The sequence below is a fragment of the Herbaspirillum robiniae genome, assembly GCF_002213415.1.
In the GTDB taxonomy this organism is placed as follows: Bacteria; Pseudomonadota; Gammaproteobacteria; order Burkholderiales; family Burkholderiaceae_D; genus Herbaspirillum; species Herbaspirillum robiniae.
In genome coordinates, this window is record NZ_NJGU01000006.1 from 368,506 (window position 1) to 388,954 (window position 20,449).

Below are 20,449 nucleotides of genomic sequence, written 5' to 3' on the forward strand. Positions count from 1 at the left end.
TCGGACAACGACCTCGGATCGGGTCGCGACGGCTCACCAGCCGTTCGCCTGCCCCGCCTCCAGCAGGAAATCCCGCAGCAGGCGCGCGCTGGGGCCCAGCTTTTGCGAGTGGACCAGGTAGATCTCCAGCGGGGCCGTCTCCACCTCCGGCAGCACCTGCACCAGTTCGCCGGATGCGATCAGGGCTGCCGCGTCATAGGCCGGCAGGCGTGCGATGCCCTCTCCCGCCAGCACGAAGGCCAGGCGCGAGGCGGCGCTGTCGGTGACCACGTCGCCGCGGATGGGCAACTGCATCTCCTGGCCGTCGCTGCGCACCGCGATCGTCTTCTGGCTGGGGGGATAGACCACCCAGCGGTGCTGCTCCAGCTCCGGCACGGTGGCCGGGGCGCGGTAGCGGCGCAGGTAGGACGGCGCGGCGCACAGCATGGTCTGCTCCTTCACCAGGCGGCGCGCCACCAGCGACGAATCGGCCAGCGGACCGGCACGCACCGCCAGTTCCACGCCTTGCTGCACCAGGTCGACGTTGGCGTCGTTCATCGCCACGTGCAGGCGGATGGCCGGGTAGCGCCGACGAAACTCCAGCAGCACGGGAAGAATGCGCTTGTTGCCGAAGTGGTGCGAACAGGTGATGCGGACCTCGCCGCGCGGCTCGGCGCGCAACAGCTCCATGCCGCGGATGCCGTCGTGCGCCTCGTCGAGCAGGCGCTCGCAATGCACGCGGAAGGCCTCGCCGGCCGGCGTGAGGCTGAAGCTGCGCGTGCTGCGCTGGGCCAGCGGCACGCCGAGCTTGGTTTCCAGCGCGCGCACATGGTGGCTGACCACGGCGCGCGTCAAACCCAGGGCGCGCGCCCCGGCGGCGAAGCTGCCGGCGCGCACCACCGTGGCGAAAACCGCCATGGCGCGCAGTTCGTCGAGGATGGGGGAGGCGTCGCTCATGGCTTATTGTATGTTTTTATTTGACATTCAGTCAGCATATCAGGATCTACCGCCGATGTGAGCGCTTCCTTATAGTTTGCCTTACCCGCACTTGGACGGGCTTTCAGACTAAAGGAGCTTCATCATGAGCATCAAGACTGTTCTGTTTATTTTGACAAACGCGGCCGAAATCGGCCCGAACAAGCGCGCCACCGGTTATTTCTTCCCGGAAGTGGCCCATCCCGTCGAAGTGTTCGAGCACGCCGGCATCGCCGTCGAATATGCCTCGCCCCTGGGCGGCACTCCGCCGGAAGACGGCTACGACGCCAACGATCCGGCCCAGCTGGCCTTCCGCAACAGCCTGGCGATCCGCCGCATGGCGCGCAGCCGCAAGTTGTCCGAGGTGGATGTGCTGGACTACGACGCGATCTTCTTCCCCGGCGGCCTGGGCCCGATGGTGGACATCGCCGCCGATCCCGAGGTGAAGCGCGCCATCGCCCGCGCATGGGACGCCGGCAAGCTGGTGGCGGCGGTGTGCCACGGCCCGGCTGCCTTCCTCGACGTCACCCTGGCCGACGGCAGTCCGCTGCTGCGCGGCCGCAAGGTGACTTCGTTCTCCAACGAGGAAGAAGCCGGCTATGCCCAGGCCGACGTGCCCTTCCTGCTGGAAGATGCGCTGCGCGCCGAAGGCGCCGAGTACGCCTCGACCGCAGTGTGGCAATCGAAGGTAGTGGTCGACGGCCGCCTGTTCACGGGCCAGAACCCGGCCTCGGGCGGTCCGCTGGCGCAGGCCATGGTCGCGGCACTGGCGGGAGAGTCGGCATGAGCGCCGCCGCCATCACCGTCGTGGCGCGCTGGCAGCCGGCCCCCGACGCGCTGGGTGAAGTGCTCGAGCTGTGCGCGCAGATGCGCCGCCAGTCGCTGGAAGAACCCGGCTGCCTGGGCTACGAGGCTTACCAGAGCCTCGATGAACCGCGCAGCGTGCTGCTGGTCGAGCGTTACCGCGACGAAGCCGCGCTCGAGGCCCACAAGCAGTCGGCGCACTACCGCGCGCTGGTGGTCGAGCGCGTGCTGCCGCTCCTGGCCGAGCGCAAGGTGGATATCCTGCGCGCCCATGCGCCGCTCTGAGGCGTCATCCGTGCGGCACGGGGCCACCAGCCCTGTCGCCGCGACGACTGTGGGCCCGAACGCCTTACCGGCGCCGGGCCCTTTTTCATGGCCGGATGCGGCGCCGGAGAACTGCGATAATGCTTCGCCGCATCATCGATCCCCACCGTCAGCCGGAGAACCCCATGCCCTCGCCACGCCTGCCCCTTCTGTTTCTGTTTTCAGCCAGCCTGCATGCCAGCGCCTTCGCCGATGAGCTCAAGGTGCTTGCCGCCGGCGCCATCGCACCGGTGGTGCGCAGCGTCGCCGCCGATTTCGAAAAGCGCAGCGGCGTGCGCGTGACGGTGGACAACGCCACCGCAGGCGTGATGGACAAACGCATCCGCGGCGGCGAAAGCTTTGACGTCGCCGTGGTGCCCGACGGCGTGCTCGACAAGCTGGGACGCGAGCGCTATGTGGATGCCAAGAGCGGCCGCGCCATCGCCCGCGTGGGCATCGGCGTGGCGGTGAAGGAAGGCGCGCCGGCGCCGGCCATCGCGACCGTGCCGCAGTTTCGTAAGGCGCTGCTGGATGCGCCGTCGGTGGCGCTGATCGATCCGCGGGCCGGCGGCTCCAGCGGGGTTTATCTGGAGCGGCTGTTCTACAAGCTGGGCATCGCGGCGCAGATGCGCGCCAAGCAGGTGCTGGTGCCGGGCGGACTGGTGGCGCAGAAACTGGTGGACGGCAGCGCCGCGCTGGCGCTGCACCAGGAAAGCGAGATCCTGCAGGTCAAGGGTGCGCGGCTGGTGGGGCCGCTGCCGGCGGCGATCCAGAACTACACGGTGTATGCCGGCGCCGCCTCCGCCCAGGCCGCCGCGCCGGCCCAGGCGCGCGCCTTCCTTTCACTCTTCGCGCAGGAGGCCGCGCGCGGCGAGATGCGCGCGCACGGCATGACGCCGCAATGAGCCGGGCAGGCCGTCGCGCCTACGGCGCGGTGGCCGCCACGTGCGAGTCGACCTTGAGCTCGGCCGCGTAGCGCTCCAGTATCGCGCGCAGTTCGCCGCGCTTCTGCATCACTTCCAGCTGGGCATTGATGCGCGCCAGATGCTTGACGCACGGATTGGCGCGGCTCATCGCGATGAAATTGTCGGTCTCGTTGATGTAGGGACGCAGCGCCATGAAGCGCTCGTTCTGCTTGCTCTGGTTCAGGTAGATCAGGCCGCTGTAGTAGCCGGTGATCAGGTAGTCGATCTTGCCCGAATCGAGCTTGGTGAAATTCATGTAGGCCTTCTGCGCCGTCTCGATCCTGAGGTTGTTGATCATGAAGTCGTCGAAGCCGCCGCCGAACTGGTTACCCTGGGTGATGGCGCCGCGCTTGCCGATCAGGTCCTTCCAGCCCGAATAGGCAAAGCCGCGGTCGCGCGCCACGAAGATCGCAATCGGATTGGAAAACAGCGGCACGGACGTGTAGGCCAGGTATTGCTGGCGCTCGGGCGTGCTCTTGAGGGAGGCCACCATCGCCACCTCGCCGGTTTCGGCTTCCTTCAGCACGCGATGAAAAGGACCGACGTAACGCACCTCGAACGGAATCTCCAGCGCCGTCAGCGCGCGCGAAGCGATCTCGACGCTGGCGCCGGTCAGGCGTTTGCCGTCGTACCAGTGCAGGGGAGCGTAGTCCGAGTCGGCCGACACCACCACCTTCACGCATTCGGCCGCCCGGGCCTGCGTGGCGACGGCCACGGTCGCCAGCAACAGGGCCGGCAGGAAAGTCTTCATGGCGTCTCCTTTTGTGCGGGACGGCAAAACGGCCGCGCCCCGCGTCCCACATTTTCTTGGTCTTGTGGAGCCAGCATAACAGCACCGGGCGGCGATGCAATCAGAACCGCCGCTTTCGCAGAAGCGGCGGCGCGGCGCTACAACAGCGCGCACCGGCGGAAGCAAAAAAACTTTTTGGTGTGAACATCACGACAGGCGCTTTTTCCTCGCAGCCGCGGTCCGGATACTTGCCGTATTTGAAAGGAAGCCGCATGAGCGCCACCACGCCGCCGCGCATCAAGGGCGTACTCGCGCCGGTACTCACGCCCTTCGGCGCGGACTTTGAACCCGACCTGCGCGCCTTTGTCGCCCACTGTCGCTGGCTGGTGCGCCAGGGCGCCGGGCTGGCGATCTTCGGCACCAATTCCGAGGCGGCTTCGCTGTCGGCCGACGAACGCGTGCGCCTGACCGAAGCGCTGCTGGAGTCCGGCATACCGCCCGCCCTGCTGATGCCCGGCACCGGCACCTGCGCGCTGCCGGACACGGTGCGCCTCACGCGCCACGCGGTGCAGGCCGGCGCGGCCGGGGTGCTGATGCTGCCGCCCTTCTATTACAAGAACGTCAGCGACGACGGGCTGTTCGCCTACTTCTCGGAAGTGATCGAGCGGGTGGGCGACCGCCGGCTGGCGGTCTACCTCTATCACTTCCCGGCGATGTCGGCCACGCCGCTCTCACTGGAACTGATCGAACGTCTCCTCAAGCGCTATCCCGGCACGATCGCCGGCGTAAAGGACTCCTCGGGCGACTGGTCCAACATGGAGGCAATGATCCGGCGCTTTGGCGGCGACGGCTTCGACGTCTTCCCCGGCGCGGAGACCTTCCTCAACCGCGCCATCGAAGCTGGCGGCGCCGGCTGCATCAGCGCCACGGTCAACGTCAATCCGGCCTCCATCGTCGCCATCTGGCGCAGCCGCGATCCCGCAGAGCGCAGCGCGCTGCAGGCGCGCGCCGATAGCGTGCGCAAGATCTTCCAGACCCAGCCCATGATCCCGGCGATGAAGCACGCCATCGCCCACTGGTCGGGCCGCCGCGACTGGCGCCGCGTGCGCCCGCCGCTGACGGCGCTGGACGAGGACGCCGGCGCCGCGCTGGTGCAGCAGTTGCAGGAAGGGGGCTTCGGTATCCCCGATGCCCACGCGCTGGCATGATGCCGATGCAGGACACAAAAAATAACGCAACAGGAGACCAGCAATGAGCAAGAAACCGGAAACAGACGGCCACGGCCAGGCAGCGGCCGCCGCGGGCATGCGCCGCGGCCTCACTTCGTATGGCGACCAGGGATTCTCGCTGTTCCTGCGCAAGGCCTTCATCAAGGGCGCGGGCTACACCGACGACGCGCTGGCGCGCCCGGTGATCGGCATCGTCAACACCGGCAGCGCCTACAATCCCTGCCACGGCAACATGCCGCAGCTGATCGAGGCGGTCAAGCGCGGCGTGATGCTGGCCGGCGGCCTGCCGATGGACTTCCCCACCATCTCCATCCACGAGAGTTTCGCCGCGCCGACCTCGATGTACCTGCGCAACCTCATGTCCATGGACACCGAAGAGATGATCCGCGCCCAGCCGATGGACGCGGTGGTGCTCATCGGCGGCTGCGACAAGACGGTGCCGGCGCAGCTGATGGGCGCCGCCTCGGCCGGCATCCCGGCGGTGCAGCTGATCACCGGCTCCATGCTGACCGGCTCGCACCGCTCCGAACGGGTGGGCGCCTGCACCGACTGCCGCCGCTATTGGGCCAAATATCGCGCCGAGGAAATCGACGACGAAGAGATCGCCGACGTCAACAACCAACTGGTGGCCAGCGTGGGAACCTGCTCGGTGATGGGCACCGCCAGCACCATGGCCTGCATCGCCGAGACGCTGGGCATGACCGTGCCCGGCGGCGCCTCGCCGCCGGCGGTGACGGCCGACCGCATCCGGGTCGCGGAAGAAAGCGGCGCGCGCGCCGTGGCGCTGGCCGGCAGCGGCCTGACGGTGGACAAGATCCTGACCGAAAAAGCCTTCGACAACGCGCTGCGCATGCTGCTGGCCATCGGCGGCTCGACCAACGCCATCGTGCACCTGGCGGCCATCGCCGGCCGCGTCGGCCTGGAGATCGACCTCGCGAAACTGGACCGCATGGGGCGCGAGACGCCAGTGCTGCTGGACCTCAAACCCACCGGTTCGCACTACATGGAAGACCTGCACAAGGCCGGCGGCGTGGCGGCGCTGCTGCGTGAGTTGAAGCCACTGCTGCACCTGGACGCGATGACCGTCAATGGCGTCACGCTGGGCGAGCAGCTCGACGCGCAAGGCCCGGGCTTCGCCCAGGATGTGGTGCGCAGCTTCGCCAATCCTGTCTATCCGCAGGGCGGCCTGGCGGTGTTGCGCGGCAACCTGGCGCCGGGCGGCGCCATCATCAAGCAGTCGGCGGCGGATCCGAAACTGATGGAGCATGAAGGCCGCGCCGTGGTGTTCGACAACCTGCAGGACCTGGCCGAACGCATCGACGACGAGGCGCTGGACGTGCGCGCCGACGACATCCTGGTACTCAAGAACATCGGCCCGCTGGGCGCGCCCGGCATGCCCGAGGCCGGCTACATCCCGATCCCGCGCAAGCTGGCGCGCCAGGGCGTGAAGGACATGGTGCGCATTTCGGACGGCCGCATGAGCGGCACCGCGTTCGGCTCCATCGTGCTGCACGTCACGCCCGAAGCCGCCATCGGCGGTCCGCTGGCGTGGGTGTACAGCGGCGACCGCATTCGCCTCTCGGTGTCGAAACGGGAGATCACGCTGCTGGTGCCGGAGCAGGAACTCGAGCGCCGCCGGCAGCAGCAGCCGGTGCGCAAACCCGTCGCCGGACGCGGCTATCGCAAGCTGTTCCTGGAGAACGTGACGCAGGCCGACAAGGGCGTGGACTTTGAATTCCTGCGCGCGGAAGAACTGCAGCGCAAGCAGTCCGGCAGCTAGGCCGCGGCCTGGGCCGGTCCTCCGCCCAGGGCCTGCAGCGCATGGTCGGCGAACACGCGCGCCAGCGCCACATGCGGCGAATGGCGCGCCACGAGCAGGCCAACGCGGCGCACCGGCGGGCGGTCCGGCAGCTCTATCCTGACCAGCGCCTGGCCACCCTCCCAGCGCGCCGACCAGTCCGGCAGCAGCGACACGCCCAGGCCCTTGCCGACCAGCGCGGCGATGGCCAGCAGGCTGTCGATCTCCAGCCGCTGGCGCGGCACGATGCCGTGGTCGCGCAGGTAGCGGTCGGCCAGCTGTCCGCCCAGCACGTTGCGGTTGTAGCGGATGAAGGGTTCGTTGCGCAGCAGCGTGTGCGCATCCTTTTCTGCGGTGCCGGCCGGTGCGATCACTACCAGCGGCTCGTCCATCAGCGCGATCCATTCGCAGGTCTTGGGCACCGCGAACTGCGGCTCGACCACTACCGCCGCATCCAGCTCGCCGGCGGCGACCTTGCGGCACAGCTCCACCGACGCCCCCGGTTCGACGAACAGGCTGGCATGCGGATAGCTGCGATAGAAGCCCTGCAGCAACGAAGGCAGCACGCTGGTCATGGCCGACACGAATACGCCCAGCCTCAGCTCCCCCACCTCGGCCGCGCCATCGCGCGCCAGCGCCTGCATGTCGCGCGCGGAGCGCAGCAGCGCATGGGCGCTCTCCAGCACCTTCAGGCCTTGCGCGGTGGGCCGCACCGAGCGGCCCGAACGCTGGATCAGCTGCGCGCCCAGGTCCTCTTCCAGCGAGCGCACGCGCGCGGCCACGGCGGCGGCGGTCAGGTCGAGCCGGCGCGCGGCCTCGGCCAGCGATCCGCTTTCCACCACCGCAACGAAACTCTGCACGTATCGGATATCCATGGCGACTGTCTCTTCCTGGTTCTTGTCTGCGCAGTGTAGCGCTTCGGGCGCGCACGCGCCGCGCGGGTGCGCGGTAATGCTCGGTAATGTTTTGTAACGAAACCTGGGATCGTTGTCAGCTTCGCTTCGCCGCAAAATCGCGACGCCGGCCACGGCTGAGTTCGCATTGGCATATGCCCCGCAAGCCTTGCGCAGGAAGGGATTGCGCCCTGCGGTCCGAAAACTGCTCGGGGCAAGGCACGGTCGCCCTGCGCCGCGCAACCGACGCCGCAGCCCTGCATTGCTGTCAGACGCGAGGGAATAGTCCGACACGAAGAAGCTTGGCTTTCCGACTGCCGCAGGCTCTGCGCTTTCCTATCATGACCTTACGTTTCCGCAGACAGCGGAACGACCAACCCAAGGAGAACAGCCATGACCAAGAAGATCATCATCAGCGCCGCCTTGTTGGCCGCCGCCGCTTTCGGCAGCGCCGCGTACGCGCAATCGTACGATCAGGGCGGCTACGGCTACCAGACCACGCCGCAGCAGCAATACGACTCGTCTGCGCCGCAGTACTACAACTACCAGGGCGACCAGACCACCTCGCCGGCCTATTCTCAGGATCAGGGCCAGAACGGCCAGTATGTGGACCATTCCTCCACCGAGATGCGCGCCGGCCAGCCCAACAACTATGCGCGTGACATGAAGGACGGCCCGATGGGCACCTCGCCGGGCTCCTGATCACGCGTGACGGCGACCCGCAGTGAACCGCCGCAGCAACACCGCGGCGGGCAGCGCGCCGGAACGGCCGCCTCAGCAGAGGCGCTGATCCGGCCGCATCGAAACCCCGGGCAAGATGACGATACACGCAACACAGACGGGACCGGACCGGTCCCGAGGAGACTGACATGAACAAGACATGGAAGATGCTGGGCGCCCTGGCGGCGACCGGCGCGCTGACGCTGGGCAGCGGCGCATTCGCCCAGAGCGCGGCCACGCCGTCGACCGACGGCACGCAGCAGATGAGCGGCGACTCGGCCAAGCAGGCCAAGAAGCAGCAAAAGAAGGAACGCAAGCAGATGAAGCGGGAGCGCAACCAGAACGGCGCCAACGGCCCGGCGGAAACCTCCAGCAAACCGCAACCGGCGGCCGGCACCGGCAGCCAGTAGCGCAGGACGACGTCCGAACCTCACGCGCCCCGCCCCACCCGGCGGGGCTTTTTCATGGGCGCAGGGTTCAGCCGGCGAACATGGTTCCGATGGTCGCCAGCACTTGCGCGCGCACGGCGTCTTCCAGCGTTGCGCCGCTGCGGGTGTTGTGGGGGATGGTGCCGCTGGACCAGGAAAAACGACTGCCGCGGCGGATGGTGGCATGCCAGTCTACCGAGCGGCCGCCTTCATAGGTCGCCAGGTATTCATAGCTTTCACCTTCGATGGAACACTGGAAACTGCCTTCGATCTGCCCCTGCTGGAGCATGTACTGCGGTTGCTGCATTGCCTCTCCGAAACCGCGCCGTCGGGCGCGCATCCTTGCATCCCTTTTCGCGCCCTCCGGCGAAAAGTGGAAAAAGTGTATTCCCCGACAACACTCGACGGTATCGGGCGATTCCCTATGCCGCCTTCTCTCCCGGCGCCTGAAGCGCCTGTGGCCGGGGCTCCGCGCCGCATTCGACCTTGAGCTTATGGCCTTCGGCGCCCGGGCAGCCGCCGGGGACGTTGATGACGCTCATCTCGATGACCGCGCCGTCGTGATGCGCCGACTCGCTGCCGATGCCCAGGTCGAAGCGCCTGATGTCGACCTGGTATTTCTCGGCGGTGATCTTGTACAGCGCGGCCGAGATCGCGGTTTCCAGTTGCTGCACCGACACGGTCTTCAGTGCGCGCTTTCCTGCCTTCTTGTCTGCGATATTCATTGCGTTTCCTTTCGGCGTGGCAGCCGTCTATCTCGTCAGGTTAATCAAACGGCCACAAAAAACGCATCAGGAAATACCCGAGCGCCTTTTGCCCACATCAGGTAAACCCCGATGTGAAAAGTCCGAACCTTCCCCTACCCTGCATGCATGACCGGTGGCAAGGCCGCAAGCCTCGTCCGCCGCCTACGTTTGCCAGATCAATCTTCGTGAAGGCGCCGCCATGCTGTTCAACAAGAAGGCTTCACCCGTCTGCCTCGCCACGCTGTTCGTGGTGATGGCCTGCCTCGCCCTGATCGGGCTGGACGGCTGGCGCACCTGGCAAACGCGCGAGGACCTGCTGAGGGAGGCCGGCGTCGATACGTCCAATATGGCGCAGGCGCTGGCGCAGCACGCCGACCAGACCTACAAGGAAGCCGACCTGGTGCTGCAGGTGCTGCAGGAACACCTGGCCGAGGACGGCCTGGGCGAACGCTCGCTGCAGCGCATCGGCCGCCAGCTGATGTCGCAGGTCAACGAGCTGCCGCAGCTGCACGGCATCTTCGTCTATGACGAGAACGGCCGCTGGCTGGTCAGCTCGCAGCGCACGCTAATGACCCAGTACAACAATTCCGACCGCGAATACTTCATCTATCACAAGCAGCATGACGATTCCGCGGCACATGTCGGCCCGCCGGTACAGAGCCGCTCGACCGGCCAGTGGATCTTCACCCTGAGCCGCCGCGTGAACAAACCCGACGGCAGCTTCGGCGGCGTGGTGCTGGCCACCATCTCCTTCGATTACTTCAAGCACTACTACGAGAACTTCGATGTCGGCCGCCGCGGCGCCATCCTGTTCGCGCTCAACGACGGCATCACGCTGATCCGCCGTACGCGCGAGACCGCCACCACCGGCAAGGACCTGCGCAACGCGGCGATCTTCCGCGACTACGCCTCCAAGATGGAAAAGGGCACCGCCGAACTGGTGGCGCCGTCGGACGGTGAATTGCGGATCAACAGTTTCGTGCGGCTGCGCCGCTTCCCGATGTTCGTGACGGTCGCCGTGTCCAAGGACGAGGTGCTGGGCAACTGGCGCCACGACGCCTACATGCGCACCATCGGCGTGCTGTTCCTGGCCGGCGTGTTCGCGGCGCTGGGCCGGCGCATGGTGCGCCAGGTCAAGCATCAGGTGCGCTCCGAATACGACGCCGTCAACGCCCGCGCCAAGAGCGACCAGCTCAACGCGACCCTGGTGCAGCTGGCCATGCACGACGGTCTGACCGGCCTGCCCAACCGCCGCCATTTCGACCGCACCGTGGCCGCCGAGATGGCGCGCATGGGCAAGGAAAAAGGACCGATGTCGCTGATCATGATCGACGTCGACCAGTTCAAGCTGTACAACGACATCTATGGCCATGCCAAGGGCGACGAATGCTTAAGGGCGGTGGCCAAGGCCATCGGCGCCTCGCGCAAGCGCTCGCGCGACCTGGCGGCGCGCTACGGCGGCGAGGAATTCGCGCTGGTGCTGCCGGATTGCGACATCCACGGCGCCATGTCGCTGGCCTACAGCCTGCGCCAGTCGGTCACCGACCTGCGCCTGTCGCACTCGGGCGCCAAGGGCGGACATGTCACCATCAGCCTGGGCGTGGCCTCGCTGGATCCGGTGCGCGAGGGCGACAACGTGCTCACCCTCATCGAACGCGCCGACCAGGCGCTGTACCAGGCCAAGCAGACCGGCCGCGACCGCATCGTGACCTATCCGGGCAGCCTCAAGTCGGCGGTACGCGAAGAGTCGCGCAAGCCAAGCCAGCCGCGCAGCCGGCAGGATGGCTGACGCCGCTTTCAGGCCGCGCGGCGCGCATGTCGTAGAATCGAGCCTTTGCCCCTTTGCCCGCGCGCGCCGTGCGCCGGGCGCATCGATCAGTCTCCATGAGTCACCAAGAAATCGGCCGCGGCATCGGCTTGTCCGTGTTCGCCTCCGCCCTGTTCGCCTTCCTCTCCGGCTACACCCGCCTGCTCGCCCCGCTGGACGGACTGGACATCTTCGCCTGGCGCATCGTCTGCACCACCGCCGCGGTGCTGGCGCTGATCGCCTGGCGCCGCCACTGCGCCGAACTGCGCGCGGCCTGCGCCGCGGTCTTCGGCGATCCCGCAAAACTGATCTCGCTGGTGGCCATGGCCGCCATGCTGGGCGTGCAGCAATGGCTGTTCCTGTGGGCGCCGGTCAACGGGCGCGCGCTGGAGGTCTCGCTGGGCTACTTCCTGCTGCCGCTGACGATGGTGCTGGTGGGACGTTTCTACTACGGCGAACGGCTCGATCTGCTGCAGCGCATCGCCGTACTGTGCGCGCTGGCCGGCGTGGCGCACGAGCTGTGGATGACGCGCGCGTTCTCCTGGCCGACGCTGGTCGTCGCGCTGGGCTATCCGCCGTACTTCATCCTGCGCCGCCGCATCCGGCTCGACTCGCTGATGCTGTTCGCCATCGAGCTGCTGTTGCTGGTGCCGCCAGCGGCCGCGGCGCTGGCCTTGAACGGTTCGTTCGCCGCCACCGTGCGCGAGCCGTCGATGTACCTGCTGCTGCCCGGCCTGGGCGTGGTCAGCATGGTGGCGCTGGCCTGCTACTTGCGCGCCGGCAAACTGTTGCCCATGGGATTGTTCGGCATCCTGGGCTATGTCGAACCGGTGCTGCTGGTGCTGGTGGCCATGGCGGTGCTGGGCGAATCGCTGGCGCCGGCGCAGCTGGGCACCTATGTGCCGATCTGGCTGTCGGTGGCGCTGACCGCGCTGCACAGCGTGCGGCTGATGCGGCGCCCTGCGAATTGAACTGATTTTCCCCCTCACTTTCCCGGCTGCCGCGCCGGCGCACTGTCTATACTGGATTTCGACGGGCGCCGAACCGGGGGAGGAAAGCGCGGCCGTCTCCACAGCGGGGGAAACGCATGCAGCCGGTACTTGCAAACGACGAGGAAAAGGCGAGCCAATCCGTATCGCGACGCGCCAAGCTGTTCGTGGTTCTTGTGTGCGTGGCCATTGCGGCCTCGCATGTGTGGCAAAGCTGGGCCGCCCGGCAAAGCGACCTCGTCAATACCCGCACCTACACCGACAACATGGCGCGCGCGCTGGCCCAGCATGCCAGCGACGCCTTCCAGTCGGCCGACGGCCTGCTGCTCGATGTCGGCGACCGCATCAACACCCTGGGCATGGGCAGCCCGCTGATCGCCGAGATGGCGCCGCTGCTGCACCGCCTGGCGGAGGAAATACCGCAGCTCGACGGCCTGCTGGTCTATGACGAACTGGGCGGCTGGGTGGTCAACTCCAGCGGCAAGACGCCGGAAGACGCCAACAACAGCGACCGCCCCTACTTCATCTACCATCGCGACCACCTGGACATGGCGCCGCTGATCGGCCCGGCGCTGCGCAGCCGCACCACCGGCAACTGGATCATCCCCATGTCGCGCCGCCTCAACCACCGCGACGGCAGCTTTGCCGGCGTGGTGCTGGCGACCATGGACCTGAAGTATTTCACCAGCCTCTACAGCACCTTCAACGTCGGCCCGAGCGGATCGATCGGCCTGCTGCTGACCAAAGGCACGCTGCTCACGCGCCAGCCTTTCGAAGAGAAATACATCAACCGCGACTTCAGCGACAGCCCGCTGTTCAGGGAGCTGCTCCCGGTGAAGCCGGTGGGCAACATCGACACGGTCTCGCGCCTGGACGGCGTGCAGCGCCTGATCAGCTATCACCGGCTGCAGAAGTATCCGCTGCTGGTCTCGGTGGCGATGTCGCAGGAAGACGCGCTGGCCGACTGGCGCCAGGAGACGCTGGTCTACAGCGCCGGCGTGCTGCTGCTGTTGCTGATGATCTCGGCGTTCGGCTGGCGCCTGATCGGCCAGATCGAGCTGCGCCTGCGCGCCGAGATGAAGGCGGTGCGCGCCATGAACGAATTGCAGGAAGTCAACCGCACACTGGAAATGCTGGCCCACCAGGACGGCCTGACCGGGCTGTCCAACCGGCGCCATTTCGACGAAGTGCTGGAAAAGGAATACCGGCGTTCCACGCGCGGCGGCGGTCCGCTGTCGCTGGTGCTGATCGATGTCGATTTCTTCAAGCAGTACAACGACATCTACGGCCACCAGGCCGGCGACGAATGCCTGCGCCAGGTCGGGCGCGTGCTCAAGGACCTGCAGCGGCGCCCGGCGGATCTGGCGGTGCGCTACGGCGGCGAGGAAATGCTGATGCTGCTGCCCAGCACCGACGCGGTCGGCGCGGCGCAGATGGCCGAGAAGATACGCGCCGGCATCCAGGCGCTGGGGATCGCACACAAGGCCAGCGCCACCGGCGTGGTGACGGTGAGCGCGGGCGTCAACAGCATCCTGCCCGACCAGAAGCATGTGCCGCCGATCGAGGAGCTGGTGGGCCAGGCCGATGCCGCCTTGTACGAGGCCAAGCGCGGCGGCCGCAACCAGGTGCGCATCGCGGAACCGGTGCGCAGCGCGGCGTGAATGACGGCGCGCGCGATGGCATGAAAAAACGGCGCCCGGAAGGCGCCGTTTTTTCATCGTGCCGGCATGCGCCGGCAGGCCGCGGACGGCTTATTGCTTGTGGTAGGAGGTGACGCGTTCCACTTCGTTCTTCGAACCCAGGAACACCGCCACGCGCTGGTGCAGCTTCTCGGGCTGGATGTCGAGGATGCGCTGGTTGCCGTCGGTGGCGGCGCCGCCGGCCTGCTCGACGATGAAGGCCATCGGGTTGGCTTCGTACATCAGGCGCAGCTTGCCCGGCTTACCCGGTTCGCGGGCGTCGGCCGGATACATGAACACGCCGCCGCGGTTGAGGATGCGGTGCACGTCGGCCACCATCGAGGCGATCCAGCGCATGTTGAAGTCCTTGCCGCGCGGGCCGGTGGAACCGGCCAGCATTTCATCCACGTAGCGCTTGACCGGCGGGAACCAGTGACGCTGGTTGGAGGCGTTGATGGCGAACTCCTTGGTATCGGCCGGGATCTGGATGTCCTTTTGCGTGAGCACCCAGGCGCCCATCTCGCGGTCCAGCGTGAAGCAGTGCACGCCGTCGCCGGTGGTCAGCACCAGCACGGTCTGCGGGCCGTACACGGCGTAGCCGGCGGCGACCTGCTTGGTGCCGGGCTGCATGAAGTCGGCTTCGGTGGGTTCGGTCATGCCGTCCGGCGCCTTCAGCACCGAGAAGATGGTGCCGATGGAGACGTTGACGTCGATGTTGGAGGAGCCGTCCAGCGGGTCGAACATCAGCAGGTATTCGCCCTTCGGGTAACGGTTGGGGATGCGGTGGATGGTCTCCATTTCCTCGGAGGCCATGGCCGCCAGGTGGCCGCCCCATTCGTTGGCTTCCAGCAGGATCTCGTTGGAGATCACGTCCAGCTTCTTCTGTACTTCGCCCTGCACGTTCTCGCTGCCGGCGGTGCCCAGCACCTCGCCCAGCGCGCCCTTGCCGACGGCGTGCGAGATCGACTTGCAGGCGCGGCCGACGACTTCGATCAACAGGCGCAGTTCGGACGGGATCTTGTTGTGCAGTCGCTGCTGCTCGATCAGGTGTTGCGTGAGGCTGATGCGTTTCATGGTGGTGTTCCCTTTGAGGTCAATGTCTGAGTAGGTTTTTTTTAATTGGAGAGTGCCTTGGTGATCACCTCGGACACGTCGCGCGACAGCTTGGGCGAGGACGCCACCTGCTGCAGCGCCAGGCGCATCTTTTCCTGCAGCGCCGGCGTGTACTTGCGCCAGCGGTCCAGGCTGCGCGCCAGGCGCGCGGCGACCTGCGGGTTGCTGGCGTTGAGCGCGATCACCTGCTCGGCCCAGAAGCTGTAGCCGTTGCCGTCGGCCACGTGGAAGGCCGACGGGTTGCCGTTGCAGAAGCCGAAGATCAGGCTGCGTGCGCGGTTCGGGTTCTTCAGCGTGAACGCCGGATGCTCGGCCAGCGTGCGCACGGTGTTGACGTCGGCGCCGCGGGCGGTGGCCTGCAGGGTGAACCACTTGTCGATCACCAGCGCCTCGGCCTCGAACTCCTCGTAGAAGCGCTGCAGGGCCTCGCCCTTGCCGGCGGCGGCGCTGTTGACCAGCGCCGAGAGCGCGGCCAGGCGGTCGGTCATGTTGTTGGCGGCGACGTCCTGCTGCGCGGCCAGTTCCAGCACTTCCGGGTCGTCCAGCTCGGCCAGGTAGGACAGCGCCACGTTCTTCAGCGCGCGGCGGCCGGCGGAACCGGCGTCGGGGCTGTAGTCGCCCGGCGTGCGGTTGGCGCGATAGGCGGCCAGCAGGTCCTCGCGCAGTTCGCGCGCCAGCGAGCGGCGCAGGAACTGGCGCGCCACGTGGATGGCGTGCGGGTCGATGACTTCCATCTGCTCGGCGATCATGGTTTCCGAGGGCAGCGTCAGCGCCAGTTCGCGGAAGGCGGGATCGAGCGACTGGTCGTTGAGCGTGGCGCGCAGGGCGGCTGTGAGGGCGCCGTCGTGCTCGATGTTGTTGAGCACCGTGTCGACCGCCACCACATGGCCGGACTGGCGCGCGGCCTGCACCGCCACGGTCAGGTTCAGCAGGCGGCGGGTGGCCAGGCGCTGGCCGGCTTCCCAGCGGTTGAACGGGTCGCTGTCGTGCGCCATCAGGAAGGCCAGCTCGGCGTCGCTGTAGTCGTACTTGAGCACCACCGGCGCGGAGAAACCGCGCAGGATGGAGAGTACCGGCTTCTCGGACACGCCGGTGAAACGGAAGGTCTGCCTGGCCTTGGTCAGCTCCAGCACCAGCGTGGTGTCCTTGGCCGCGCCCTTGGCGCCGCCGAGGCGCAGCGGCATGTCGCGGCCGCGGGCGTCGAGCAGGCCGACGGCCACGGGGATGTGGAACGGCTGCTTTTTCTTCTGGCCGGGCGTGGCCGGGCAGCTTTGCTCCAGCGTCAGCTCCAGGGTCTGGCTCTTGGCGTCGTAGCGCGCGCTGGCGTCGACCTGCGGCGTGCCGGACTGGCTGTACCAGCGCTCGAACTGGCCGAGGTCGCGCTTGTTGGCGTCGGCCATGGCGGCGCGGAAATCATCGCAGGTCACGGCCTGGCCGTCATGGCGCGCGAAATACAGGTCCATGCCCTTGCGGAAGCCCTCGCGGCCCAGCAGGGTCTGGTACATGCGCACCACTTCGGCGCCCTTCTCATACACGGTGACGGTGTAGAAGTTGTTGATCTCGACGTAGGAGTCGGGGCGCACCGGGTGCGCCATCGGGCCGGCGTCCTCGGGGAACTGCGCCTGGCGCAGCACGCGCACGTCGTCGATGCGCTTGACCGCGCGGCCGCTGTCGGTGCCGATCATGTCGGCCGAGAACTCCTGGTCGCGGAACACCGTCAGGCCTTCCTTCAGCGACAGCTGGAACCAGTCGCGGCAGGTGACGCGGTTGCCGGTCCAGTTGTGGAAGTACTCGTGGCCGACCACGGCTTCGATGTTGGCGAAGTCGACGTCGGTGGCGATGCGCGGGTTGGCCAGCACATACTTGGTGTTGAAGATGTTGAGGCCCTTGTTCTCCATCGCGCCCATGTTGAAGTCACCCACGGCGACGATCATGAAGCGGTCGAGGTCCAGATCAAGGCCGAAGCGTTTCACGTCCCAATCGATGCTGTTCTTCAGCGAATCCATGGCGTGCTGGGTCTTGTCGAGGTTGCCCTCTTCGACCCAGACCTGCAACAGCGCGTCGCGGCCGGACTTCAGGCGCACGGTTTCTTCCTGGCAGACCAGGTTGCCGGCGACCAGCGCGAACAGGTAGGACGGTTTCTTGAACGGGTCTTCCCATTTGGCATAGTGGCGGCCGTCGGGCAGCTCGCCCTCTTCGACCAGGTTGCCGTTGGACAGCAGCACCGGGTACTTGGCGCGGTCGGCGCGCAGCATGACGGTGTATTTCGCCATCACGTCCGGGCGGTCGGGGAAGTAGGTGATCTTGCGGAAGCCCTCGGCTTCGCACTGGGTGAAGAAGTTGCCGTTGGAGACGTACAGCCCCATCAGCGAGGTGTTCTTGTCGGGGTGGGTAAGGGTCTCGATCTCCAGCTCGGCCTTGGCCGGGGCGCCGGGAATGGTCAACACGCCGCCGGCCAGGCGGTAGTCGCCGCGGCCCAGCGCCTTGCCGTTCACGCGCAGGGCGACCAGTTCCAGCTCTTCGCCGAACAGGACGATGTCGCGGCCGGCTGCGGCGGGATTGCGGCGCATGGCAATGCGGGTGGCCACGCGGGTGGCGGAGGGATCGAGGTCGAACCCCATCTCGACGGTGTCGATCAGGTAGTTGGGAGCGGCGTAGTCTTTACGGTAGATCGTCTGTGGCGTATCGGTGCGCATGGAAACCTGTCCGGTGAAAGAAAGGGATGGGAAAGGGGTAAACCGCGAGGCATTGCGGGCATTGACGACGCAGCGGTGCGAAAAAGCCGGCAAGTACAGCCAAAGCCAGATTTTACCAATCACAGACCCACTGCGGCGACTATCGTTCGCGGCAACGCCCTGTCCTCGCCTGCTTTTTTACCGGGATTGACGCCGCTTCACGCGCTGCGACGAGCCGCGCCGCGGCCGGCGCACTACAATAGATCCCGACGCCGGTCGGCTGCGCAAGAATGGGGCAAGGGATAGAAAGGCCCCGGCGCGGGTCGAACCGGCATGGGGCCACCACGGCCATTCCCGCCCAGCCTTTCGCCCGGCCTGCAGCCTGTCTCGCATCTTGTACTGGAGAATTCCCATGAAACGCCGGTTTTATTCCCTCATCGCGGCCGCCAGCCTGCTGCTGTCCGGCTGCGCCTCGGTGGTCGAAAGCAACGTCACCGCCTTCCACGCCTGGCCGGCCGACGCCAACGGGAAATCGTATGCCTTCGCCCCGGCCAAGGAACAGGAAAACAACCTGGAATACGGCAGCTACGCCCAGTTGATCCGCCAGCAGCTCAATACGCTGGGCTTTACCGAGGCGCCGGACAAAAAATCGGCGCAGCTGGCGGTGAGCTTTCGCTACGGCATGAATACCGAACAGGTGGTGGTGACGCGCCCGGCCTACGATCCTTTCTTCTATGGCCCGCCTCCGGGCTGGGGCCGCTTCGGCCCGCATCCCTACGGCTTCTATGGCCCGTACGGCCCGTTCTACGATCCGTTCTGGTACGGCGGCCCGATGCAGACCACCAGCTATCCGGTTTTCCTGCGCCGGCTGCAGATCGGCATCGCCAATGCCGACGGCAAGCAGCTCTATGACGTCGTGGTTGACAGCGACGGCAGCCGCGCCGGCCTTTCCGCCGTCATGCCGTACATGGTGCGCGCCGCCTTCAGCGACTTCCCGGGGCCCAGCGGCGTGACCCGGCATATCAAGATCCAGGTCGACAAGGAGAACGACAAGGACAGCAGCAAGGACGGCGACAAGAGCCGCAAGCCGCCCGGCTGACATGCGGCTGCGGGCGCTCAGTTGATGAAGCGCGAGCCGCTGCCGATCGCGGTCAGGTCGACGAAGTCCGAGCCGTTGTGATTGCCCGGCCCGAAGCGCAGCAGGAATCCGCCGCCGTCGTAGTTGGAATGATCGATGCTCTCCAGCGCGCGGATGAAGCCCTCGCGGGTCAGCCTGCGGCCGGCGCGGCGCAGGCCCTCGCAGAGCGCGCGGGCAGCGATGAAGCCCTCCAGCCCGATGAAGCTGTACTGCGCGCCCTCGGCCGCATTGCTGGCTTTCTGGTATTCGTAGACGATCGGCAGGCGCGGCTTCCACGGAAACGGCACGACCTGGGCGATGACGATGCCCACGCCGCCGTTCTTGAGCCGGTTGGCCAGCGACTGGCTGCCGACGAAGGAATAGTTGGAAAAGCCGCCGCGATAACCGGCGCCCCGCATCTGTGAAATCAGCGCCGCCGCCGAGGAATACGGCACGATCAAGATCACCACGTCGGGATTGACCTGCAGAAAGGAACGCGCCGCGTCCGTGACGGCGTCGCTGTTGCGTATGATCGAAGCGGTCGCAACCAGCTTCAGGCCGTAGTTGTTGACCCGGCTGCGCAGGTGCTCCAGCGTCGATTTTCCGAATTCATCGTCCTGGTACAGCACCGCGATGTTGCGCCGGCCGTTGCCTTGCAGCTGGCGCAGCAGGAAATCGGTTTCGCGGGCATAGCTGGCGCGGACATTGAAGACCAGCCGGTTGAAGGGCTCGCGCAAGAGGCGCGCGCCGGACACGGGCGCAAACATCGGGATCCCGGCCTCCTCCAGCATCGGCAACACCGCCGCGGTGGTAGGCGTGCCCACATAGCCGAACAGCGCGAAGACCTTGTCTTGGTGGATCAGTCTGCTGGTGTTGGAGACGGTCTTGTCCGGCTCATATTGGTCGTCCAGGCTGACCAGCCTGATCCGGCGCCCGTGGATGCCGCCGCCGGCGTTGACCTTGTCGAAGTAGGACTGGGCGCCGTCCAGGAACAGCCGGCCCAGCTCTCCCGAAGGGCCGGAGAAAGGCGCGGACTGTCCCAGCAGGACTTCGTGGTCCGATACCCCGTCCTCGGCATGAAGGCCTGCGGCCGACAGCGCAGACAGCGCCGCCGCCGCGCAAAATCGCGCGATCCATCCCATGATCGTCTCCCAAAATGCTCGCAAGGAATTTGTTGCCACAATGAATACATTCTGTGGCGAATACGTCCTCGACAAATCACGAGTCAGTCAGGAGAAAATGGGCCAATCGCCGTCAACGGCGCACAAAACCTTTTAAATTCAATCTATTTCCAGAATTTCTTCTAGATACTCACGAAAAGTACGCTTCGCTGCCGAAGGTAATCGCCACGATCAGCATCACGGCGAGAATCAGCACCACCAGCAGCCGCCCGAAGCGGGGCGAACCGTCGCCCCCGGCGGCCGGTTCGGGAGGATGGCCCATGGGATTGCTGCGGGCGGGATCCTGTTGATCGAGTTTGTCCATGGCGCTCACCGGTA

The 20,449-nt window shown here is 66.6% G+C and carries 20 protein-coding genes; 11 read left to right on the plus strand and 9 right to left on the minus strand.

Features of this window, described 5'->3' with window-relative positions:
• Positions 1–33: 33 nt before the first annotated feature.
• Positions 34–936, minus strand: coding sequence for a LysR family transcriptional regulator (locus CEJ42_RS13120; RefSeq protein ID WP_088751361.1), 903 nt, complete (start codon positions 934–936; stop codon positions 34–36).
• A 124-nt stretch (positions 937–1,060) separates the two neighbouring features.
• Here CEJ42_RS13120 and CEJ42_RS13125 point away from each other — a divergent pair, with 124 nt between their 5' ends.
• From CEJ42_RS13125 to CEJ42_RS13135, 3 genes are all read left to right on the plus strand, one after another.
• The gene (locus CEJ42_RS13125; protein ID WP_088751362.1) at positions 1,061–1,741 is read left to right on the plus strand and encodes a type 1 glutamine amidotransferase domain-containing protein; all 681 of its coding nucleotides are present in this window, start codon (positions 1,061–1,063) and stop codon (positions 1,739–1,741) included.
• Positions 1,738–2,043: a putative quinol monooxygenase gene (locus CEJ42_RS13130; protein WP_088751363.1), complete on the plus strand. Its 306-nt coding sequence runs from the start codon at positions 1,738–1,740 to the stop codon at positions 2,041–2,043. The genes CEJ42_RS13125 and CEJ42_RS13130 overlap by 4 nt, the downstream gene beginning before the upstream one ends.
• Before the next feature lie 164 nt (positions 2,044–2,207).
• Entirely contained in the window at positions 2,208–2,966 is a 759-nt protein-coding gene (locus CEJ42_RS13135) for a substrate-binding domain-containing protein (protein WP_088751453.1), read from the plus strand.
• 19 nt (positions 2,967–2,985) lie between these two features.
• On the opposite strand, the gene CEJ42_RS13140 is transcribed toward CEJ42_RS13135, so the two are convergent.
• Positions 2,986–3,777 (minus strand): substrate-binding periplasmic protein, encoded by a 792-nt coding sequence (locus tag CEJ42_RS13140; protein ID WP_088751364.1) that lies wholly within the window; start codon positions 3,775–3,777, stop codon positions 2,986–2,988.
• 251 nt (positions 3,778–4,028) lie between these two features.
• On the opposite strand from CEJ42_RS13140, the gene CEJ42_RS13145 reads away from it, so the two are divergent.
• Together CEJ42_RS13145 and CEJ42_RS13150 are read left to right on the plus strand one after the other, a co-directional pair.
• Positions 4,029–4,964 carry a dihydrodipicolinate synthase family protein gene (locus CEJ42_RS13145; protein WP_088751365.1) on the plus strand — a complete coding sequence of 312 codons (936 nt, stop codon included), beginning with the start codon at positions 4,029–4,031 and terminating at the stop codon, positions 4,962–4,964.
• A gap of 43 nt (positions 4,965–5,007) precedes the next feature.
• Entirely contained in the window at positions 5,008–6,765 is a 1,758-nt protein-coding gene (locus tag CEJ42_RS13150) for an IlvD/Edd family dehydratase (RefSeq protein WP_088751366.1), read from the plus strand.
• Here the strand turns inward: CEJ42_RS13150 and CEJ42_RS13155 are convergent.
• A complete protein-coding gene (locus tag CEJ42_RS13155; protein ID WP_088751367.1) occupies positions 6,762–7,658 on the minus strand; it encodes a LysR family transcriptional regulator in 897 nt (298 codons plus the stop codon). The two genes, CEJ42_RS13150 and CEJ42_RS13155, sit on opposite strands and share 4 nt — an antisense overlap.
• A 411-nt stretch (positions 7,659–8,069) precedes the next feature.
• Between CEJ42_RS13155 and CEJ42_RS13160 the strand changes: the two genes are divergently transcribed.
• The gene (locus CEJ42_RS13160; RefSeq protein ID WP_079218644.1) at positions 8,070–8,378 is read left to right on the plus strand and encodes a hypothetical protein; all 309 of its coding nucleotides are present in this window, start codon (positions 8,070–8,072) and stop codon (positions 8,376–8,378) included.
• Positions 8,379–8,545: 167 nt separating this feature from the next.
• Positions 8,546–8,806, plus strand: a complete 261-nt coding sequence (locus CEJ42_RS13165) for a hypothetical protein (RefSeq protein ID WP_088751368.1) — start codon at positions 8,546–8,548, stop codon at positions 8,804–8,806.
• Positions 8,807–8,873: 67 nt separating this feature from the next.
• Here CEJ42_RS13165 and CEJ42_RS13170 read toward each other — a convergent pair whose 3' ends face one another.
• Positions 8,874–9,131, minus strand: a complete 258-nt coding sequence (locus CEJ42_RS13170) for a hypothetical protein (RefSeq protein WP_079218640.1) — start codon at positions 9,129–9,131, stop codon at positions 8,874–8,876.
• 115 nt (positions 9,132–9,246) lie between these two features.
• Positions 9,247–9,549 (minus strand): hypothetical protein, encoded by a 303-nt coding sequence (locus CEJ42_RS13175; RefSeq protein WP_088751369.1) that lies wholly within the window; start codon positions 9,547–9,549, stop codon positions 9,247–9,249.
• A 220-nt stretch (positions 9,550–9,769) separates the two neighbouring features.
• On the opposite strand from CEJ42_RS13175, the gene CEJ42_RS13180 reads away from it, so the two are divergent.
• The 3 genes from CEJ42_RS13180 (at position 9,770) to CEJ42_RS13190 (ending at position 14,027) form a co-directional block, all read left to right on the plus strand.
• Entirely contained in the window at positions 9,770–11,359 is a 1,590-nt protein-coding gene (locus CEJ42_RS13180; protein ID WP_088751370.1) for a sensor domain-containing diguanylate cyclase, read from the plus strand.
• Between the two features lie 95 nt (positions 11,360–11,454).
• On the plus strand, positions 11,455–12,348 hold the full coding sequence (gene rarD, locus CEJ42_RS13185) for an EamA family transporter RarD (protein ID WP_088751371.1): 894 nt from the start codon (positions 11,455–11,457) through the stop codon (positions 12,346–12,348).
• Between the two features lie 116 nt (positions 12,349–12,464).
• On the plus strand, positions 12,465–14,027 hold the full coding sequence (locus CEJ42_RS13190) for a sensor domain-containing diguanylate cyclase (RefSeq protein ID WP_088751372.1): 1,563 nt from the start codon (positions 12,465–12,467) through the stop codon (positions 14,025–14,027).
• Positions 14,028–14,117: 90 nt separating this feature from the next.
• On the opposite strand, the gene CEJ42_RS13195 is transcribed toward CEJ42_RS13190, so the two are convergent.
• The gene (locus tag CEJ42_RS13195) at positions 14,118–15,119 is read right to left on the minus strand and encodes a class 1 fructose-bisphosphatase (RefSeq protein WP_079218630.1); all 1,002 of its coding nucleotides are present in this window, start codon (positions 15,117–15,119) and stop codon (positions 14,118–14,120) included.
• A gap of 41 nt (positions 15,120–15,160) precedes the next feature.
• Positions 15,161–17,854, minus strand: a complete 2,694-nt coding sequence (gene pepN / locus CEJ42_RS13200; RefSeq protein ID WP_088751373.1) for an aminopeptidase N — start codon at positions 17,852–17,854, stop codon at positions 15,161–15,163.
• 391 nt (positions 17,855–18,245) lie between these two features.
• Here pepN and CEJ42_RS13205 point away from each other — a divergent pair, with 391 nt between their 5' ends.
• Positions 18,246–18,932, plus strand: a complete 687-nt coding sequence (locus tag CEJ42_RS13205; protein ID WP_088751374.1) for a DUF4136 domain-containing protein — start codon at positions 18,246–18,248, stop codon at positions 18,930–18,932.
• 17 nt (positions 18,933–18,949) lie between these two features.
• Here the strand turns inward: CEJ42_RS13205 and CEJ42_RS13210 are convergent, their stop codons facing one another.
• On the minus strand, positions 18,950–20,092 hold the full coding sequence (locus CEJ42_RS13210) for an ABC transporter substrate-binding protein (protein ID WP_088751375.1): 1,143 nt from the start codon (positions 20,090–20,092) through the stop codon (positions 18,950–18,952).
• Positions 20,093–20,261: 169 nt separating this feature from the next.
• Positions 20,262–20,435: a hypothetical protein gene (locus CEJ42_RS25035; protein ID WP_165774431.1), complete on the minus strand. Its 174-nt coding sequence runs from the start codon at positions 20,433–20,435 to the stop codon at positions 20,262–20,264.
• Positions 20,436–20,449 lie beyond the last annotated feature (14 nt).

What these genes read in the sequence shown, in the direction of transcription:
- CEJ42_RS13120 (WP_088751361.1), bottom strand. Translation starts at nt 936, where the DNA reads ATGAGCGACGCCTCCCCCATCCTCGACGAACTGCGCGCCATGGCGGTT.
- CEJ42_RS13125 (WP_088751362.1), top strand. Translation starts at nt 1,061, where the DNA reads ATGAGCATCAAGACTGTTCTGTTTATTTTGACAAACGCGGCCGAAATC.
- CEJ42_RS13130 (WP_088751363.1), top strand. Translation starts at nt 1,738, where the DNA reads ATGAGCGCCGCCGCCATCACCGTCGTGGCGCGCTGGCAGCCGGCCCCC.
- CEJ42_RS13135 (WP_088751453.1), top strand. Translation starts at nt 2,208, where the DNA reads ATGCCCTCGCCACGCCTGCCCCTTCTGTTTCTGTTTTCAGCCAGCCTG.
- CEJ42_RS13140 (WP_088751364.1), bottom strand. Translation starts at nt 3,777, where the DNA reads ATGAAGACTTTCCTGCCGGCCCTGTTGCTGGCGACCGTGGCCGTCGCC.
- CEJ42_RS13145 (WP_088751365.1), top strand. Translation starts at nt 4,029, where the DNA reads ATGAGCGCCACCACGCCGCCGCGCATCAAGGGCGTACTCGCGCCGGTA.
- CEJ42_RS13150 (WP_088751366.1), top strand. Translation starts at nt 5,008, where the DNA reads ATGAGCAAGAAACCGGAAACAGACGGCCACGGCCAGGCAGCGGCCGCC.
- CEJ42_RS13155 (WP_088751367.1), bottom strand. Translation starts at nt 7,658, where the DNA reads ATGGATATCCGATACGTGCAGAGTTTCGTTGCGGTGGTGGAAAGCGGA.
- CEJ42_RS13160 (WP_079218644.1), top strand. Translation starts at nt 8,070, where the DNA reads ATGACCAAGAAGATCATCATCAGCGCCGCCTTGTTGGCCGCCGCCGCT.
- CEJ42_RS13165 (WP_088751368.1), top strand. Translation starts at nt 8,546, where the DNA reads ATGAACAAGACATGGAAGATGCTGGGCGCCCTGGCGGCGACCGGCGCG.
- CEJ42_RS13170 (WP_079218640.1), bottom strand. Translation starts at nt 9,131, where the DNA reads ATGCAGCAACCGCAGTACATGCTCCAGCAGGGGCAGATCGAAGGCAGT.
- CEJ42_RS13175 (WP_088751369.1), bottom strand. Translation starts at nt 9,549, where the DNA reads ATGAATATCGCAGACAAGAAGGCAGGAAAGCGCGCACTGAAGACCGTG.
- CEJ42_RS13180 (WP_088751370.1), top strand. Translation starts at nt 9,770, where the DNA reads ATGCTGTTCAACAAGAAGGCTTCACCCGTCTGCCTCGCCACGCTGTTC.
- rarD (WP_088751371.1), top strand. Translation starts at nt 11,455, where the DNA reads ATGAGTCACCAAGAAATCGGCCGCGGCATCGGCTTGTCCGTGTTCGCC.
- CEJ42_RS13190 (WP_088751372.1), top strand. Translation starts at nt 12,465, where the DNA reads ATGCAGCCGGTACTTGCAAACGACGAGGAAAAGGCGAGCCAATCCGTA.
- CEJ42_RS13195 (WP_079218630.1), bottom strand. Translation starts at nt 15,119, where the DNA reads ATGAAACGCATCAGCCTCACGCAACACCTGATCGAGCAGCAGCGACTG.
- pepN (WP_088751373.1), bottom strand. Translation starts at nt 17,854, where the DNA reads ATGCGCACCGATACGCCACAGACGATCTACCGTAAAGACTACGCCGCT.
- CEJ42_RS13205 (WP_088751374.1), top strand. Translation starts at nt 18,246, where the DNA reads ATGAAACGCCGGTTTTATTCCCTCATCGCGGCCGCCAGCCTGCTGCTG.
- CEJ42_RS13210 (WP_088751375.1), bottom strand. Translation starts at nt 20,092, where the DNA reads ATGGGATGGATCGCGCGATTTTGCGCGGCGGCGGCGCTGTCTGCGCTG.
- CEJ42_RS25035 (WP_165774431.1), bottom strand. Translation starts at nt 20,435, where the DNA reads ATGGACAAACTCGATCAACAGGATCCCGCCCGCAGCAATCCCATGGGC.